This is a genomic window from Halanaerobium saccharolyticum (assembly GCF_004362045.1).
GTDB lineage: Bacteria > Bacillota > Halanaerobiia > Halanaerobiales > Halanaerobiaceae > Halanaerobium > Halanaerobium saccharolyticum_C.
Genome location: NZ_SNWX01000001.1, coordinates 1 through 17,247, shown reverse-complemented (window position 1 = coordinate 17,247; position 17,247 = coordinate 1). Strand labels below are relative to the sequence as shown.

Below are 17,247 nucleotides of genomic sequence, written 5' to 3'. Positions count from 1 at the left end.
TGTTTTAAAAAAGTGACCGCACACCGTGTTTCGAAAATTCTCCCCCAGGCGTTACCCTGACAGTTGGCTCGAATCAGGCACCCTCGCGGCACATGAAGCGACTTGCTTACCGCTGCTTCCTCCCGGATCTGACGGGGTTCACAAGACTTCATTGCGCGAGACCCAATTGTCAACACTACTTATCAGGGCCAGACCCTGAAAGAAAAAATCCTCAGCCACGGCGTCAATCCTGCTTTAGCGGTTTGCAGGTTACAGGGTACCGCTACCACCCCATCTAGTGCGGCCAAATCTTAACAAAAATTATAAAGTTTTTAATGGCGGAGAGGGAGGGATTCGAACCCTCGGTAGGTTTGAGCCTACACCCGCTTTCCAGGCGGGCCCCTTAAGCCAGACTCGGACACCTCTCCGTAAGGAAGTAGGAGGTAAGAAGTAAGAGGTCGGATAAAATCCAATCACTCCAATTCTAAGTCTCTACTTTTAAAATTTATATATAATTCTATGGATGATAAAATCTAATGGCGGAAGGAGAGGGATTCGAACCCTCGAGACAGTAAAACTGTCTACTTGATTTCGAGTCAAGCGGTTTCAGCCAGACTCACCCATCCTTCCGTAATCTTAACTCACGGAAAAAATCTTTTAAAAGCTGAGCTGATTCTTTTTCCAGTACACCTGCCTCAACTTCTACCTGATGATTAAAACGGTTATCATCTAAAAGCTGATACAGGCTTCTGACAGCTCCTGCTTTGGGATCACTGGCACCGTAAACAAGGCGTTTAATTCGCGACTGTAAAATTGCACCTGCACACATTGGGCAGGGCTCTAAAGTCACATAAAGCTGACAATCTTCTAAACGCCAGCTGTCCTCATTTGCGGCAGCTTCTCTCAGAGCAATCATTTCGGCATGAGAAGTTGGGTCCTGAGTTTGCTCCCGGAGATTAAACCCACGGCCAACAACCTGATCATCACAGACAACAACTGCACCGATTGGAACTTCAGCTCTATGATAAGCCTTCCTGGCTTCTGCCAGGGCCATCTGCATATATTTTATATCATCTTCCATAGAATATCTCCTGAATAGTGCAAAATTTTAACTTGCAACATTAACTATTATAACAGCTGCTTTTAGCTTTTGCAAGACCTTTTTGAGATAATTTTCAAGGCCCAGCAGCCGGAAGTGTCTGGTCAATTATGTCGATAAATAACAGCTATAAATATAAAAATCTCCCTGCTGTGTTAACTGGGAGTTTACTTTTGCTATCTTATTTAAAATGGCGCGCCCGAGAGGATTCGAACCCCTAGCCTACTGATCCGTAGTCAATCGCTCTATCCAGTTGAGCTACGGGCGCACAGTAAGATTATGTCATATCGGGAATCTTTCCCTTTGCTTAACCCTTTTTGGGGAGTTAAAACCATAAAACAGCAGCCGGTGAACGACTGATTGTTTCAGACGACGATTATTATTATAACAGCATACAGGGGTCTCGTCAAGGTTTTTTTGAAATAAATTAGTGTTGATCGAATTGACAGCCGTTGTGAGCTGTTATTAATTATAATCCTGGAGATTTAACACGAGTTAAAAAGGTAAATCATCAGAAAAAAAGTCATCCTGATAGGCTTCATCTTCATCAAAATATTCTTCGTACTCTTCTTCTGTCATCGATGCAATTTTTTCCACCAGTTGATCATCTTCTTTTCTTATTCTTTTTAGTTCCTCAAATTCTTCTATAACTGATTTCGCCGCTTCCCTTACTTTTTTAGAATCATCATTTAAATATTTATCAAGCTGCTTTTTATTATTTTTAGATAAGTTCATAAAACGAGTCATACCGTAAATTTTATTTACTTTTATTTGTTCATCCTGCTCTGCAGCTGATTTTTTAGAACATTTTTTACATATATGCCGACTGTGACCTTTGCCAGAGAACTTTTCATTAGGAAGTACACTTGCACACACTACGCAGTAATGACCATTTCTTTTTTTACCCATTAGTTATTCAACTCCTTATAACCTTAGAAAAATTATGATCTAATCTGTTCTCTCTGCTCATTAATTATTCTTACCTTTTCTTCTATTTCATTATAAATATTAATATCTTCTTCAATTTTCAGTGTAACTGCGAGTGCATAAGGAATTTCAATATCATTCTTATTCAATTCATTTGTTTTATCATAGCAGTTAACACTAACTTTTATGTTGTCACTATCATAATAAACACTGGCTTTATCACCTGTTAAAATTTCATGCTGAAGAGTGCCTCTCATTACAGCCTGCCAGTCCGCCTGACTTCTACCCAACAATAATTCATCTTGTGGTGGTTTAAAATATAATTTAGCCAGTCGATAATTTTTAAACTGAGATTTTATTGGACTAAACCAGGCCAGAGTAATAATTAGATTTCTTGGAATAGCTTTACTTTCAAGACTTTTAGGTAAAGGAAAAATATATTTATGCCCCTCCTCAGCCTTGATTTTTGATGTAGCAAATAAAGTGACCTGTCTTTCAGTGCAGCCATATGTTTGCTCTGGATTAATAAAACCATAACCCAAAAACTTTTGTGCGTGTCTTCTAAAAGAATTTATATTTACATCTTCAGACAATGTTTCTTCCAAAAATTTATATCCATTATTCCAGTCTGCATAATGAACTAGCAGACATTTTATTAATGCTGTAATCTCATCATCTGGTATTTTTATAAACTCTTCATTAGTTTTTAGTAACTCATATAATTCAGCGGCTTTATGGGTTGCTAGCGCATTAGCATTACTCGTACCATTAGTATAAGCAAAATTATTTAACCCTGGACTTGATCCAGGAAAAGCAACTTTTAAGCCGGGGGGTTTATGTGGAGAAAAGTTAGGAGTAAATCTATAATTTCCCCCAGGTAAGTAATTCTTATTATATATCTGTCTTCCACCTGGCAATAAAATATCAGGTTTAACTGTTCTATTATAACCTAAACCAAAGCGTGAAATAGGACTGGGTAAATCATTATACCCTTCAAAAAAATCGATATGAAAATTACCTTCTAAAGAAAACTCACTATAATCTTTATGTTGAGCTCCAACAGTAATTGAATTTATTGACTCTGCAGGTGACAAGATTTTACTGTTTCTTAGATTTTTATTTATATTTTTTAATAAACTGTCTTTTGTATATTCTCCCTCTTCGAAATCAAAATTATCAGCTTTATTACCAGCACTAACCATAAAAAGAATTCTATATTTCCATGAAAGCCAATCTAATAGTCTGGCCAGAGAACTCATCTTATCTAAATATGGACGATATTTATCACCAATGGAAAAATTAATAATCTTTATCTCAGAAGCTACCCCATCATTTCCTTCTTCGAATAATCTTTTCACAGCTTGATAAATCCTTTTTATAAATAATTTATCCTCAGGGATAGTTTCTCTTATTTGACCATCAAAATTATTTTCTAAGTCTGGCTTTAATATTGGTCTAACATAAATAGGCCTTTCATGTTTAAGAAAAGAATTATTTAAATCTCCATTTAAAATCAAAGAGGCCATACTTGTACCATGTAATCTATAGTTTGCCAGATAATTATCCTCAAAATCTTCAGGATCATCAATAATTAATTTGTTTTTTATAGATTGATGGTTTTGCAAAGGCAAACCATCAAATAAAGCAACCACTGGCTCCATATCGGTTTGTTCTGTAGTACCAATATTGTCGGTAGCTAATTCTTCCAATTCTTCAACCTGAAATTTATAATCTGCCTGGGGAAGTGGATTAAAAAACATTACAGATTCAGATTTTAAAACTTTATTATCTTTATCTCGTTTAAAATCAGCAACTAATTTTTCAGCTGCAACAGCAGGAATCTCAGCTAAAAAAGCATGATATTTAATCTCTTCAATTAAAGCTGAATCAATAATCTTACCCTCAAATTCCTCAATTTTACTTTTAAAATCAGATTCAATTAATTTTTGTTTATCCCGATTGTCATTAAACCAGAATTCTATTTCAAACTTAACTGAATCCTGATATTCTAAATCTTCTTTCCATCTTTTTAACAGACCTGTATCTTGAAGCCTATCCTCTACACCCCAGGTTCTGATATCCTTTAAATGATTAAAAATCTCTCTCCAACCTTTTTTACCTCGAGGAAGATCTTCTTCCCTGTTAAATTTATCCCATAACTGGAGTAACTGTTCCAGAGCAGTCCTATTTGTTAAAAGCATATATAACTTGCATTTTAATTCCTTACCTGAAGGAGCACTATCTTTATAAAATTCTTCATTTTCTTCAATACTCTCTGAAATAGAATCTACCAACCAGCTAAACCCTTGAGTATTTTTTACTGCTGTATAAAAATTACCGACACTTCCTACTGTTTCTAATACCAGAACCATATCCGGATCTAAGCCAGTAGTCTCATCTTTTATTTCAGCAAATCTTGACTCCATTGTACGCGTCAACTCTCTCATGGGACCATCAAATTTATCTTTTTGTTTTTCACGAGAAGGACTCTTTATCTTAGATCTTCCTCCAGTTAAACTTTCACGACCATTGATTGTATAATTAGGAAAAGGGATATACTTTTTCTGGGGCAAGTTGGTTTCCTCCAATCAATTATTAATTAGTCATTTATTTTATTATCCCACTGCTCTAATCTTTCATTTATTATACTTTTAAGAGAATTACCACTTAAGATTAATCTCCGATAAACATCAAGACCAAATTGCTCTATCTCTGCAAAACTCAGCCCTAACAATTTATCCGCCAGAATCTCTTTATCAAATTTTAAATTGGTATTGATACTTTTTTCAAATTTATTAAACCATTTAATAATATCCTTTTTGGAAGGATAATCTAACTCAAGTTTAATTTGGAATCTACGCCAGACAGCCCTATCCAATAATTCTGGATGATTAGTCGCAGTCACAACAACTACATTACTTGGTAAATCATCTACCTGCATTAATAAAGAACTGACCACTCTTTTAATTTCTCCTGACTCTCTGGAATCTCCTCTTTCTTTACCCAAAACATCAAACTCGTCAAAAAATAATACACAATTTCTTTTGCTAACAAATTCAAATAATTCATCAATTTTCTTAGCTGTTTCTCCCAGATAGCTGCTTATAAGTTGTTCATACGAAACTATAAATAAGGGAACCATTAGTTCCTCGGCAATTGCTTCTGCTAAAGAAGTTTTTCCATTTCCAGGCGGGCCCACCAAAAGTACTCTATGTCGTGGTTCCACGTTGTTTGCTCTTAATATATCAGCCTTTTGCTGTTCCTCAATCAGTTCAACACAAATATTTAGTGTTTTATTATTTAATATTAAATCATCAAAAGTAAATCGAGGAATTCTTTCTATTAAAGCTTTATTTTTAGCATTTTTATTTTTAAGATAATAGGTATTATTTTTATTATCAGAAGTGCCCTTATTCTTGTTTTGGAACTTTTCTTCGATCCTTGAAGCCAGAATATGGTGGTCTTTGGCTTTTTCTTCCGAAATAATAGCTCTTGTAGTTCTTTCAAACAAGCTTTTATCTCCAGACATTCCAGCCTGAACTAATTTTAAAACTAAATCACCTCTAGCCATCTTATAACACCTCCAGATAGTTATAATTTTATAGAGTTATATTAAATCACATTTTTTGTATAAACAATATGCTAAATTCATATATTTATAAATCATTAATTATATTTTTAATTGTATTTGCATATTTAAGAGCAAATTCAGAGTCTCTCTCCAGAGTTCTACCATTTGAAGACGGATAGATATTTTTATAATCTGCATCTATCCTGTAAGTTTTTAAGTCCCTTAAATATTCCCCTACAGCTCTTTTTCTCTGATAAATATTTTGAGATTCGAGCTCCATTTTTGTTATATAATCACTATTGTAGAAAGCATTAATAACTTTATTATGAGAATCAGCTCCTGAAAATTCATTAGTAATCCAGCCGGTTTTTAGTGCAAATTCTCTGGATAAACAAAATGCACCATAATAACTGCGGCTGATTATATTTCTCATGATACATTCATTCTTTTGAGAAGTATTCGATAATGCTTCAGCAAATTCTATATACTGCTGCCAGTCAAAGTTCTTTTCAGGTGGCATTAATATGAATCCTCCTTAAAAAATCATTGTCTTTCTTTAGTAAAAAGTCACTTTTAAAATCCATTAAATATTGAAAAGCGCTGTCAACAGTTAAATCAGATGTGTTAATTAAAATAATTAAAATTTCCTCTCCTGTTTCAAATTCTTTTCTCACTTCTAAACTTAATTTTCTTTTTTTATCAAAGTAATTTATTAAAACATCCGGTAATGATTCTAAAAAAAACAAAATATCTTTATTTTTTAATAGAAAAGTTAATATTTTATTTTTATTTATTAAAATATAATTTTCTTTAACAAATGAAATTTTATTTTGAATTATTACTTTTTTTATTTTATTTAATATATTTTCAGACTTATGATCCAAAGACTGAGAATCTAATAAAGCCCCACCTAAAAATCTGGCAGTTATCTTTACTGGTATAGTAAAATTTGTTAGTTTACCAGCAGAATATTCATCAATATTTAAATCTTTAGTAATTAAGCTCAAAACTTTTTGAAAGTCAAGTTGCCCTTTTTCTCTGCTCAATTTGGCTTCACCCTTAAAACTTCGAGGAATAACAAAGCTACTCATAATATCAGCTCCCTAATAAAATTTAATTATTCCTTATCATTATTATTTAAATTTAACAAATTTTTGTCAAATTCATTGTTATACTCCATAATCAATTCTACCAGAGATACAACAAATTTTTCAGCCATTTCGGGAGAAAACTTAACCATAGAGACAAGATCAAGATCATATTCCTGATTTTTATTAGTATCAGCAAAGTCAACAAGTATTTCTGACTCATTATATTCTAGTTTAAAAGAGTTAGCATATTTTCTCTTCAAATCATCTGGAATATTAATTTTTAAATCTCCATCTTTAATTTTCCCATACATTTTTAAACACTCCTTCATAAAAAATTATCCAAAATATGATCTATTTATAATATTCATCATTAAGACTAAGAATCCTTTTAATATTTTTAAAAAAGTGCAGCGATCTCTTTTCCTTATTAATGGTTTAATTATTCTTCATTCAAACTCCGATAAAGATCAATAATGATTGTTGTAAAAAGGGTGACGATCCGCTTTTATTTCAGATAATCTTAAATTGTTATAAAAAAAATTGATAATTTTAACTTGCAAAAGCAAAGTCCTTAATTAAAATAGTGATAGGCTGCAGTTTTAACTGAAAGTGTAAAATATTATTTGACATTCACACTATATATGAAATTAAAGAAAACCCCGCAGACCTTAATCAACAAATAAGTGAGTTTTATTTGAAAACACTTGACTTTTTATCAATAAAACAGTAATATTAATTTAGAAAATAAAATTATAAAGAGCTCTTCAATGGGCAAAATTAAAATTATGAAAGCACCTGATATTTTATCAGGTGTTTTTCTTTTTTTATAATTAAAAGCTATTTTTCATCAGGCTTTTTAAATTCTTTTAAGAATATTTTTCTTAAATATATATTTTATGGCTAGCATTGCACAAAAATACTTAAACAAAGTCAAGTGCTATTCTCAGCAGCGCCCCCATCTAACCAAGCTTTTTGTATTTAAAAAGTTTTGTTTTGCATTTAGCACATTTTAACCGTCAGCAAGATATAAAATTTATATCTAAATCAAAATTAGTGCTGAGAGCTGTCATTAATAAGTCCCATTATCTTATTTAAAACAGCTCTCGGATTCTGAATAAACTCTGAATAAGAAAATTCCAGCTGATTTTCTTTCAGTTCTACCTGCAGTATATCTTCTTTAAGTTTGATTTTCGCTTTTCCAGCTCTGAATCCTTCAATTTTTTGGATTTGATCCAGATTATCATTTTTTAATTGTAGCTTAATATCTTCCTTGAGCCGCTTTAATTCCAACCAGAGCCGCCATTCTTTTAAAGAACGAATGCTTAGCTCCGGCAGAGTATCTGCCTTTTTAAGCAGCATTAGATTGGAATAAATATGACTGCCGCTGACTCCATAGCCTTCGGATTTAATTTTTTTGCCAAGCTGCTGCCAGCTTTCAACTTCAAAGAGCAAATAATTCTGATCGGTACTTCTGCTGCTGGAAGGAAAATCTATTTCCTCTCTTTTGACTATCTTTTTATTCTTGATTCTGCCGTAATACCGGACTCCACTCTGCTTACCAAACTTTGTTTTACTCTGAAAGATTGCCACATATTCTAAATTATGATTTAAGACTGACTGCTGTAAAGGTAAATAGTAGAGATTATTGTCCAGTAAATACTCAAACTGCTTTTTACTGCGCAGAGATCCAAGCAGCAGGTCAACCTTAAATTCAGGCTGAGGTCTAAATTCATCTGCAGCAGCAGGCATCAGGTTGCGGTCAAAATTACTTTGAGCTGATTCGTCAATAATATTTTCTAAAAAATCAGCCAGTAGTTCTGTGCTGCCGGGCAAAAAAGGAAAAGCTCCAATATTGACCTGCTCAATACTCTGATAGAATTTATGTTCTTTAAATCTTTTTTCTTGATCACGATAGGGAAAGAGTACATAAGCTCCGACCATTGTTCTCCGGTAGTCTTCTCCCATCTCTGCTGCTACGGCATCTCGATAGCGGTGCATGGTGTTGATATCTGATTCTTCCGGACCAGGAATCCCCTCGTACCTATCACCATATCTAGTTCCCTCTTCTGCGGTGTTGAGCCGATATTTAGCATCAAAAATAAATTTATACTGATGCTCAGAATCATTTTTACTAAGTGAAAGAATATTATCCGGCTTCTGATTGGTGGTGATTCCATCTCCACTTGATCTATTGTAGCTTAAAGTAAATTTCTCACCGGTAATTGGATTCTGATATTCAACTTCAGCCGCTGCTCCCTGAGAAAGGGTAACATTGATCCCGCTATAATCTAAATCAATAATATTATTTTTAATCATCTTATATTTATCCTGGAGCAGGCTGTTTAACTTAAGAAATGTCCAGTATTCATAGAGCTGCCAAAGCTGCTTAATTGAAAGTCGAAAGATATCTCCATTGAGAGAAAGACCTTTTAAAAGCATTAGGTAATATTTATATAATTCCTTGTAACCAGGAGCCATCTGCAGCACTAGAGAGATGGAATCTATTTTCTGCAGTTCACCAACTTCTGCCAGAAATGAATGTTTAAGTTTTAATTTGAGTTTTCTGATCATTTTATCGATTTCATTCAGCAAATTTTGATCCGGATTTGTTTTGGCTTTAGAGTAATTTACTTTAAAGTGTTTCAGCCTTTTGATCAGTTCTGAAAAACTCCACTTGATAAATTTATTTTCAAAATTGTCATAACTCAGCTTCTTTTCCACTGCCAACATCTTTTCCGGCAGCTTAAGGTCCTGATCATAATGACGGCTGTTTTTATTTAACCATTTAAGGCTCTGTCTGCCGACCTTTTTGACTCTGGAAGCAGGCTTGACATTTCTCTTTCTAATAATTTGATGATGAGGTGACTCTTCTATTCTCTTTAGAGCTTTAAATAAATCTTCAAAGATATTTTCAATGATCGTAAAAAACTCGGCTTCAGTGATATTCTGCTTTTCAGAAATCTTCATTTCTTGATAGGTCTTTCTTAAAAAGTCATAGGCTAAATTATATACTTCCTTATTTACTTCCTCTAAAAGCTGATTGTAGTCCTGCTGGTAGTCAATCTTGCTGGGAAAGACCTCCAGTTTGAGGGTTAAAATCACCTGAGAGTTACTGCGGATTTCAAATTCAGAATAACCGATATCACTTCCAAAATTGATGCTGCCGTAAAGTACATTAGGCTTGTCATTTGGATGTGACAGCGATTCTCTTATTTCCCGATTAGGATGGTAGAGCTCAATCGGCTCTTCTGCTTCTATGTGAAAATCATAATTTTGATATTCAAAAAAGAGGGGAAAACTTTTTATGGAATTAGACTGGCTCAATTTGAGCTGATCTATTTCAGGATCGTGATATTTAAAATCCAATCTTTTTTCTAAACTCGAGCTGAAGCTGTAGGAAGCCTGAGCCTTATTTTTCTCCGGGAATTTCTTTTCGTGATCAGGATGAAGAGGCTTACCCTTAATATTTAGAGAAAATTTATCATTTTTAATTGTGATTAGATCTATCTTTTTAACTGCCATTTTATCACCTTAATATAGTCGATATCTCATCTAATATTTTTATATTCTTACTTCATTTAAATTTATTGTCTGTATTGCAGTCCAAACTATAACCAGTAAGAAGTAAAACCATCTTCTTCAAATTTCCTCAGCATATATGTTATTTTTTCTGCAGATTCCGGATATTTAAAATCCTCTTTCTCTGCCTGATAATAGTTCCAGATTTTTGCAGACAGCTGCCCATTTTCTTTGCTGAAGCTAGCTCCACTGAAGAAATCAAATAATTCCAACAAAATTTCCTTAATAACAGCTGAACTACCCTGAATCCTGGGTAATACCTTCTGCAATATTTCTTTATCAAAGGCAGTGTTTTCAGCCAGCAGTTCTTTATCCAGAGCTTCAACAACATAGAAGTTGATCTCATCTCTGATTCTGTAGCCGACCTGCAGATTTGCCTTTTTAAGTATCTGGTTTAGTCTTTCCAGTTCTTCAGTTATTCTTCTAACTTCATCTTTTTTAGCAGGCAGCAGATCTTTTAAATTTAGATACTCAGTTTTTAGAAATTGATTATTTACCTTTAAACTCTGAGCCTGCACTGAATAATCTTCCTTCAAAAAGGCTGTTAAATCGATCTGATTGAATTCAATTGTATTTGCTCTATCTAATACCTTTTTACTGAACGGATGGGTTGTTTCATCCATATTAACCGTTCCAATGAGATAGAGGTTGTCCGGGATATGTAGATTAGAGTATTTAGTCTTAGAATTATTTTTGTCATTTGGATCAAAATCATTTTCATTTAGTAATCTATCTGTTTTAATCTGATCACCATCATAGTGTCGAGTCTCCATTTTTGATAAAAAATCACTAAAATAATATTCCACTCGTGCCAGATTCATTTCGTCAAGACAGACTAAATAGGGATTAGCAGGATCTGCAGCAGCTTTTTTGATTGTTTCTAAAATCGGGCCAGGCTGAAAGTCTCCTCTAATATTGCTGTAACCTAAGAGATCTGCACTGTCATTCCAGTCGGGTTTGACTGAAATCAGCTTAAAGCGATCGTTATCTGATGGGCAGCCAATAGCTCTAGCAAAAAGTTCTACCAGTTTTGTTTTACCTGTACCTGAGATACCGGCCAGCAGGACAAAAGGTTTTGTTTTTAGAGAAAGATAGAAGTTTTCGATTAGTTTATCAGGATAGGTATAGCCCTGAGCTTTGATGTAGGTTTTAATTTGGTTTAGTTTTTCTTTGGTTGTAAGTTTATCTGATTCTGCTATCATTGGGTCCTCCTCTAAAAGAGCAAATTCTGGCCAATTAGTTTCTTTAGCTTTATTTTGAATAATCGTTAATGCTTTTTTGTTAAAATAAAATAAGTAGCCTTGATTAACTCCACCTAACTTATTGATTGGTCCTTTTTCAATATCTAATTCTACTATTTCTTGATTGAATTGGTCTAAACTAACTTCCGGTTCAAGTTTATAATAATCTGTTTTGATTAATCTACCTTCTCGATTCCAGTCATCTGCTTCCATACTTGCCGGTTTTTCTGATTTAACCGCTTCTTCCTTCACTTGACTTACATACCTTAAGGAACCATTTGCATAATGAAGAATAATATCTCCTAACTTAACTTCGGTCATTGTCTCCCAATGATACTGAGTAGTACCACCTTTGCTTTTTATTGGAGCCCAGAGTATCCCTTCATTCTTTTCTGCTTCCATAGTTTGACCTTGGTTGACCCACCAGATATTTGGATCAAATTTATCATATGTAATATCAGTCTCTTCACCTTTAATTAATTCAATTTCATATTTATTGCTGCTTTTCTTGAAAAATTTAAGTTTTGGTCTTTCCTGATCACTTCCATAACTGCTATCTTCTTCAAATTTTTGATGCCAGAAAGATAATTCATCTTTTAAAATATTAGCAAAATCCTGTCTCCACATGATTCGATAGCGGTCTAAGCTTATATGTTCAAATCTAGCATAATACTCTTCATCATTATAATTAAATATAATTTCTCTATTGCCGCCTTCTGCAATATCTTCTATTTCAAAATATTTAATTATATCCTTTGGAATTCCAGTTCCATTATTATGTAATACTGACTTATCAATAATTTTCAGAAAGATATTTTCTGAAAGTATTCTCCAGGAGTTAGAAGAATGTAATATGTCAGTCCTATTTTCTTTTTCTATTTCTTTTCTAAAATTATCTATTGAACCATATTTATCTAATACTTTTTCTAACCTGCTATTTGCCAAAGGATTGGCGCCCATGATAAAAGATTTTTTATACCCAAATTCCTCTATCAATATTTTTTCTGAAGGTATATCTAAAATGTGAACATCATCTAAACAAAAGATATATTCAAAGGGAACACCATCACTCTCCCAAATATACTCTGCTACTTCTTGATTATGAAAACGATATTTAAAGATACCTGACATTACAATTTGATCATCATTATACATTAAACAGAGATCATCTTCGTTCATTCTGGCCCAGACATTATCTTTATTTTTGTTATCTGGAAATCCCCAGCATTTCATTTTAGCATCAGGATAAATAGAGATTAAATCATTATATGTAGCTTCTGAAATCATATTTTTCTCATATAATTCATTGATATCAACAGAGCTTTTGATAGTTCTATTAAAATTTGTTTTTTCTCCAATTATTAGATATATTCTTCTATCATTATCAGCCATTTTTATGCTCCTTATTTAATAAGCTATTATAATTGATCATATTTCTCTTTTGAGTTATATGATTTTTCTACAGGATATTTCTTTTCATTCTTTTCTAATTTCTTTTTTACAGCTTCATCTAAATTAATATCTAGTTTATCTGCCATTAAAGTACAATAAATCAATATATCTGCTAATTCATCCTGCAGTTCTTGATAATTATTTTCTACTACTTCATCACTATTATTCCATTGAAACAATTCTAATAATTCAGCTGCTTCTAAAGAAATAGAAATTGCTAAATCTTTTGGGTTGTGAAATTGAGACCAGTTACGATCATCTCTAAAATTAATGATTTTTTCTATTAATTTTTTATCCATTATCTTAACTCCAATCTGATTATTAAGTTATAAACTCAAATCAGCAGTTTTATTAACTTTCGGTCCAGTAAAAAATTAAAACCCATTCATGCTGCTCACAATTACATAAGCACCATTGTCATCTGATAATTTTTTGATGGTTTTTCGCAATTTACCGTTAGGACACATTTCTTTTTCTATTTTTGAAGCAGGCATATTAGTAGCTTTAACCTGGAAGATAGTATTTTTAGCTGGTATAAAGCTATCTTGATTAATTTCAAAATTCACCTGGACTCTGACATCAACACCATCATCTCTGGCATTCTGATCTCCATCCCAGGTAACACCTTTTCGTGAGATATTATTCTAGACCTTGATGTCTTCCCCTGCCATAATCAAAGGTCTTATTATCTTCCCCATATATAATTAGTTCAAATTAATTTTTTACATCTAACTACATACTTCTTGAAATATACTGTTTTTCCTTTATTCACAAGTCGACAAATTCTGCCATTTTCCAACTCAGCTGCTCACTTTTTATGATATAATTAGCTTAGATGAAAAGCTTAGAAGGGAGGCACTCATGAAAGAAATATTCAACTTAATCAGTACTTATGGGTTTCCGATGGTTTTATCAATTTATCTTTTAGTCAGGTTTGAACCTTTAATTAAAGAATTAAAAGAATCAATCGACACCTTGATCATGCTTAACGATAATGATCAACACTTTAAACACTAAAAAAACGGCCCCTGCTTTTACACAGAGACCGGAGACGACTTAATGACTTTTTAATTCCTGTTTTAAGATTCTAATATATAATTCACCCTGATTTTTGCAGTCCTCAATATTATTACCACACTCAAATTTGTTGAATTTACAGTCCTCACAGAACAGCTCATCTATTTTAAACTGCAGCTTATAATGCTCAACTATCTTTCTCAGTTCTTCTGCCTGCCTGATCCTCTGGCTGCCGAAACTTTTTTTGAACTTTCTATAAGAAGGGAATTTCTGATCTCTATCTATATCTCTGGCAGTAGGAATTTTTCTTTCTGTTTTGACTTTTTCTTCAAACAGTTCAACCAGTTTTTCACGTCTCACAGCAACCACTCCTTATTTTGATTTTCATTTTTAGAAGCTGCCTCGAGCAGCTCATCTCTAACTGCAGCAGGTAAATACATTAATTCCTCATTGTGGCGGTTAACTTCCTGATAAAGCTTCATAAAATGACTGCGTACATAATCATTATTGCAGTCACTGTGACAGATTGCTGTAAAACCACCAAAATGTTCTACAGTCTCTCTGACTTTAGGTGGTAAGGACTCCATTGCCTCTCCCGCTCTATAATAACCATATCTTCTGACAGACCTCAAAACCAGACTCCAGGCCTCACCGGCACTAATCTTTGCTTCCGCCGGCAGTTTTAAGCTTTCAACTTCTTTTACAATTTCTCCAACCGAAGGCGGCCAGTGACCGCTGTTGATTATCAATTTTTTTAAAACACTGATCACACACTGATTATCATAAAATTTGAGCAGATCATACCAGACTTCGATCAGCATTTCATTTTCTCTTTTTGATTTTTTAGGAAATTTAAATTTCCCGGGATAACAGTGATTTAAATAAGTTAGCAGTTTAATAATTTCTTTTTTATTCATCTAAATCATCCTCTTTTGCCTCCGCATATAATTCTGCCAGCATATCCATTTTAGCTTCCGCCTGATCCCGATATCCGTTTCTCTGCATCTGGTTTTCCAGAACTATCACCTGCTTTCTTAACTTTTGTGGACTTAAAATATTACTTCTCCAGAAATCATCCTGCTGACTAAATTCTATAATCTCATCAATTTCCTGCCAGCTGTATCCTTTATTTTCTTTTTCTTTAGCTCCTACAGGACCCAGTCGATTTAGTTTTTCAATAGAACCTAACCACTTCTGAAAACGTTTATTTTTTAGATTTTTATCCGGCACACTGGCTCTAGAATTATTCGACAAAATTAAGTCTATTAGTTTTTCGGTTAATTCCTCTGCTTCAAAATCATTTTGGTCTGCTTGAGATATTGATCCGTTTTTTGAGTCTGAAGTATTATCTTCAGCAAAATTATTTTCAAAAAATATGATTTCCATTTCCGAATCCAGATCGAATGTTTTATTAATTTGAGCTAGATTTAGAGTTGGAGCTGGAGTTAGAGCTGGAGCTGGTTCTAGTTCTGGATCTGGTTCTAGAGAATCACCCATGCCATCATTAACGGCATCATCAATGCCATCTGCAATACCATTATTGATAGCATCGAAATCGCCCGCTGTATCAGGATCTTGGTCAATAAAATACTCCGCCAGTTCTTTTTTTAAGTATTTTGCAAAAGAATTATTATACTTCTCAGCCAGCTTCAAAAATTCGTTAAACAGATATGATTTAGGCAGTTCATTTAATTTTTTTAGAGCGGCTTTTTGATGATTCTTATTTATGATGGGAGAATATTTTAAAGCCTTTTTAATTAAAATTATTGAATTCTTTTCATCATAAGCTATAAATCCATTATCAATTAAATTATTTAGCAGCTGATTAACTTCCTCAATCGAAATTGACAGATCTCCGGCAATATATTGTTTTGGCAATCTATATAGACCTTCAGAATATCTATGCTGATTAGTTAAAATATACAGTGCCAGAAATTTAGTTTTATAATCCCAGGCTCTTACTTTCTCGTCAATCCAGAAACTCGTATCTACTTTATTAAATTTCATTTGCTACCTCCTGTTTGGTTTGCCAGCCGACTAAAATAAACCTCCTTTCTATTCTTTATTTGTTAAAAACCTATCATTATGTTAATTTATGGTATTATACCATTATTAGTATAATATTTCAAGTCAAAATATTGCAAATTTTTACTTATTTTAATAAATATTGATTTAATTTCTTTATTCTTATTTATTTAAAATCGATTTAAAAATTCATCTGGTTAACATCGAGTAGGAGGGAAATAATTAGTTTATTCCCCGTCCTCTCACACCACCACAGCTTACCGATCGGTACTGGGCGGTTCATTAAGAATTAATTACTTGTGCATATCTTTCCGTAAAACTAAAGTATCCCAGTTTCTTTAATAGCTGATTGGTAAAGGTTCTTGCAAGTATTGGGCTATTGGATATTCTCCAGTAGCCTTTTCTTGTGTTAGCATATTCCCACACTTTAGGCTCTTTAATACCTAATTTCCTGAGCATCCTAAAGCGGGTTTTAACCTTCTTCCACCGTTTCCAGTAGCACATTCTTATTCGTCGTCTTGTCCACTGGTCAAGAGCTCGCATCTTGCTTTTCATATCAGCTATTTTATAATAGCTGACCCAGCCTGTGATTGTCTGTTTTAATTTCTTAAAACGATATTTCATCGTCCAGGGCTTGCTTCTTGATGTGAGTTCTTTTATCTTTGCCTTAATTTTCTTAATTGATTTCGGATGGACTCTAACCCTTACTTCACCATTCATTTGATAAAATGAAAACCCCAAGAATTTTCTTCTCCAGGGTCTGCCAACTGCACTTTTTGTTGTATTGACTTTTAATTTCAGTTTCTTTTCAATAAATACAGTAAGACTTTCCATAACTCTTTCAGCCGCTTTCCTGCTTTTAACATAGATCTGACTATCATCAGCATAGCGACAGAATTTATGATTGCGTTTCTCCAGTTCTTTATCCAGTTCATCCAGCATAATGTTACTAAGCAATGGACTTAAAGGTCCGCCCTGTGGGCATCCTTCATCTGTTTTCTTAATTAAACCATCAATCATTACTCCTGAGTTAAGATAAGCTCTTATTAATTTCAACACCCTTTTATCCTGCACTTTCCTGGCTACTAAAGACATCAGTTTATCATGTTGGACAGTATCAAAATACTTTTCAAGGTCAATATCAACCACCCATGTGTAACCATCATTAATGTATTCTTTAGCTTTATTTACTGCCTGATGTGCATTCCTTCCAGGTCTGAAACCGTAGCTGTATTCTGAAAATCCTGGGTCAAATATTGGTGTCAG

Annotated in this window: 16 protein-coding genes, 3 tRNA genes and 1 other RNA gene; 1 reads left to right on the top strand and 19 read right to left on the bottom strand. The window is 33.4% G+C overall.

Annotated elements, in window-relative coordinates:
* Positions 1-16: 16 nt before the first annotated feature.
* The 15 genes from ffs to DFR79_RS00030 all read right to left on the bottom strand — a co-directional run bounded on the left by ffs (position 17) and on the right by DFR79_RS00030 (position 13,505).
* Positions 17-283, bottom strand: an RNA gene (ffs, locus tag DFR79_RS00100) — signal recognition particle sRNA large type.
* A gap of 32 nt (positions 284-315) precedes the next feature.
* A tRNA-Ser gene (locus DFR79_RS00095) sits at positions 316-407 on the bottom strand.
* A gap of 109 nt (positions 408-516) precedes the next feature.
* Positions 517-609, bottom strand: a tRNA-Ser gene (locus tag DFR79_RS00090).
* Complete coding sequence (gene tadA / locus DFR79_RS00085) at positions 596-1,060, bottom strand: tRNA adenosine(34) deaminase TadA (protein WP_133513464.1); 465 nt, start codon at positions 1,058-1,060, stop codon at positions 596-598. Before tadA ends, DFR79_RS00090 begins: the two co-directional genes overlap by 14 nt.
* A gap of 209 nt (positions 1,061-1,269) precedes the next feature.
* A tRNA-Arg gene (locus tag DFR79_RS00080) sits at positions 1,270-1,346 on the bottom strand.
* Positions 1,347-1,573: 227 nt separating this feature from the next.
* Complete coding sequence (locus tag DFR79_RS00075) at positions 1,574-1,987, bottom strand: hypothetical protein (protein ID WP_133513463.1); 414 nt, start codon at positions 1,985-1,987, stop codon at positions 1,574-1,576.
* A 32-nt stretch (positions 1,988-2,019) separates the two neighbouring features.
* Complete coding sequence (locus tag DFR79_RS00070; protein WP_133513462.1) at positions 2,020-4,578, bottom strand: S8 family peptidase; 2,559 nt, start codon at positions 4,576-4,578, stop codon at positions 2,020-2,022.
* A gap of 26 nt (positions 4,579-4,604) precedes the next feature.
* On the bottom strand, positions 4,605-5,576 hold the full coding sequence (locus DFR79_RS00065) for an AAA family ATPase (RefSeq protein WP_133513461.1): 972 nt from the start codon (positions 5,574-5,576) through the stop codon (positions 4,605-4,607).
* Between the two features lie 85 nt (positions 5,577-5,661).
* Complete coding sequence (locus DFR79_RS00060) at positions 5,662-6,096, bottom strand: hypothetical protein (RefSeq protein ID WP_133513460.1); 435 nt, start codon at positions 6,094-6,096, stop codon at positions 5,662-5,664.
* The gene (locus DFR79_RS00055; protein WP_133513459.1) at positions 6,086-6,667 is read right to left on the bottom strand and encodes a hypothetical protein; all 582 of its coding nucleotides are present in this window, start codon (positions 6,665-6,667) and stop codon (positions 6,086-6,088) included. Before DFR79_RS00055 ends, DFR79_RS00060 begins: the two co-directional genes overlap by 11 nt.
* Positions 6,668-6,693: 26 nt before the next feature.
* Positions 6,694-6,978 carry a DUF3467 domain-containing protein gene (locus DFR79_RS00050; protein ID WP_166637920.1) on the bottom strand — a complete coding sequence of 95 codons (285 nt, stop codon included), beginning with the start codon at positions 6,976-6,978 and terminating at the stop codon, positions 6,694-6,696.
* A 739-nt stretch (positions 6,979-7,717) separates the two neighbouring features.
* Positions 7,718-10,189, bottom strand: a complete 2,472-nt coding sequence (locus DFR79_RS00045; RefSeq protein WP_133513457.1) for a restriction endonuclease-like protein — start codon at positions 10,187-10,189, stop codon at positions 7,718-7,720.
* 86 nt (positions 10,190-10,275) lie between these two features.
* Positions 10,276-12,879 (bottom strand): McrB family protein, encoded by a 2,604-nt coding sequence (locus DFR79_RS00040; protein ID WP_133513456.1) that lies wholly within the window; start codon positions 12,877-12,879, stop codon positions 10,276-10,278.
* 26 nt (positions 12,880-12,905) lie between these two features.
* A complete protein-coding gene (locus DFR79_RS00035; RefSeq protein ID WP_133513455.1) occupies positions 12,906-13,238 on the bottom strand; it encodes a nucleotide pyrophosphohydrolase in 333 nt (110 codons plus the stop codon).
* Positions 13,239-13,313: 75 nt separating this feature from the next.
* A complete protein-coding gene (locus DFR79_RS00030; RefSeq protein WP_133513454.1) occupies positions 13,314-13,505 on the bottom strand; it encodes a hypothetical protein in 192 nt (63 codons plus the stop codon).
* A gap of 295 nt (positions 13,506-13,800) precedes the next feature.
* On the opposite strand from DFR79_RS00030, the gene DFR79_RS00025 reads away from it, so the two are divergent.
* A complete protein-coding gene (locus DFR79_RS00025) occupies positions 13,801-13,956 on the top strand; it encodes a YvrJ family protein (protein WP_133513453.1) in 156 nt (51 codons plus the stop codon).
* A 39-nt stretch (positions 13,957-13,995) separates the two neighbouring features.
* Here the strand turns inward: DFR79_RS00025 and DFR79_RS00020 are convergent, their stop codons facing one another.
* The 4 genes from DFR79_RS00020 to ltrA all read right to left on the bottom strand — a co-directional run.
* Positions 13,996-14,316, bottom strand: coding sequence for a hypothetical protein (locus DFR79_RS00020; RefSeq protein WP_133513452.1), 321 nt, complete (start codon positions 14,314-14,316; stop codon positions 13,996-13,998).
* On the bottom strand, positions 14,313-14,873 hold the full coding sequence (locus DFR79_RS00015; RefSeq protein WP_133513451.1) for a replicative helicase loader/inhibitor: 561 nt from the start codon (positions 14,871-14,873) through the stop codon (positions 14,313-14,315). Before DFR79_RS00015 ends, DFR79_RS00020 begins: the two co-directional genes overlap by 4 nt.
* Positions 14,866-15,963 (bottom strand): hypothetical protein, encoded by a 1,098-nt coding sequence (locus DFR79_RS00010; RefSeq protein ID WP_133513450.1) that lies wholly within the window; start codon positions 15,961-15,963, stop codon positions 14,866-14,868. The genes DFR79_RS00015 and DFR79_RS00010 overlap by 8 nt, the downstream gene beginning before the upstream one ends.
* A gap of 300 nt (positions 15,964-16,263) precedes the next feature.
* On the bottom strand, positions 16,264-17,247 hold a 984-nt coding region (gene ltrA / locus DFR79_RS00005), incomplete at its 5' end, for a group II intron reverse transcriptase/maturase (protein ID WP_133513449.1).

What these genes read in the sequence shown, in the direction of transcription:
- tadA (WP_133513464.1), bottom strand. Translation starts at nt 1,060, where the DNA reads ATGGAAGATGATATAAAATATATGCAGATGGCCCTGGCAGAAGCCAGG.
- DFR79_RS00075 (WP_133513463.1), bottom strand. Translation starts at nt 1,987, where the DNA reads ATGGGTAAAAAAAGAAATGGTCATTACTGCGTAGTGTGTGCAAGTGTA.
- DFR79_RS00065 (WP_133513461.1), bottom strand. Translation starts at nt 5,576, where the DNA reads ATGGCTAGAGGTGATTTAGTTTTAAAATTAGTTCAGGCTGGAATGTCT.
- DFR79_RS00060 (WP_133513460.1), bottom strand. Translation starts at nt 6,096, where the DNA reads ATGCCACCTGAAAAGAACTTTGACTGGCAGCAGTATATAGAATTTGCT.
- DFR79_RS00055 (WP_133513459.1), bottom strand. Translation starts at nt 6,667, where the DNA reads ATGAGTAGCTTTGTTATTCCTCGAAGTTTTAAGGGTGAAGCCAAATTG.
- DFR79_RS00050 (WP_166637920.1), bottom strand. Translation starts at nt 6,978, where the DNA reads ATGTATGGGAAAATTAAAGATGGAGATTTAAAAATTAATATTCCAGAT.
- DFR79_RS00045 (WP_133513457.1), bottom strand. Translation starts at nt 10,189, where the DNA reads ATGGCAGTTAAAAAGATAGATCTAATCACAATTAAAAATGATAAATTT.
- DFR79_RS00040 (WP_133513456.1), bottom strand. Translation starts at nt 12,879, where the DNA reads ATGGCTGATAATGATAGAAGAATATATCTAATAATTGGAGAAAAAACA.
- DFR79_RS00035 (WP_133513455.1), bottom strand. Translation starts at nt 13,238, where the DNA reads ATGGATAAAAAATTAATAGAAAAAATCATTAATTTTAGAGATGATCGT.
- DFR79_RS00025 (WP_133513453.1), top strand. Translation starts at nt 13,801, where the DNA reads ATGAAAGAAATATTCAACTTAATCAGTACTTATGGGTTTCCGATGGTT.
- DFR79_RS00015 (WP_133513451.1), bottom strand. Translation starts at nt 14,873, where the DNA reads ATGAATAAAAAAGAAATTATTAAACTGCTAACTTATTTAAATCACTGT.
- DFR79_RS00010 (WP_133513450.1), bottom strand. Translation starts at nt 15,963, where the DNA reads ATGAAATTTAATAAAGTAGATACGAGTTTCTGGATTGACGAGAAAGTA.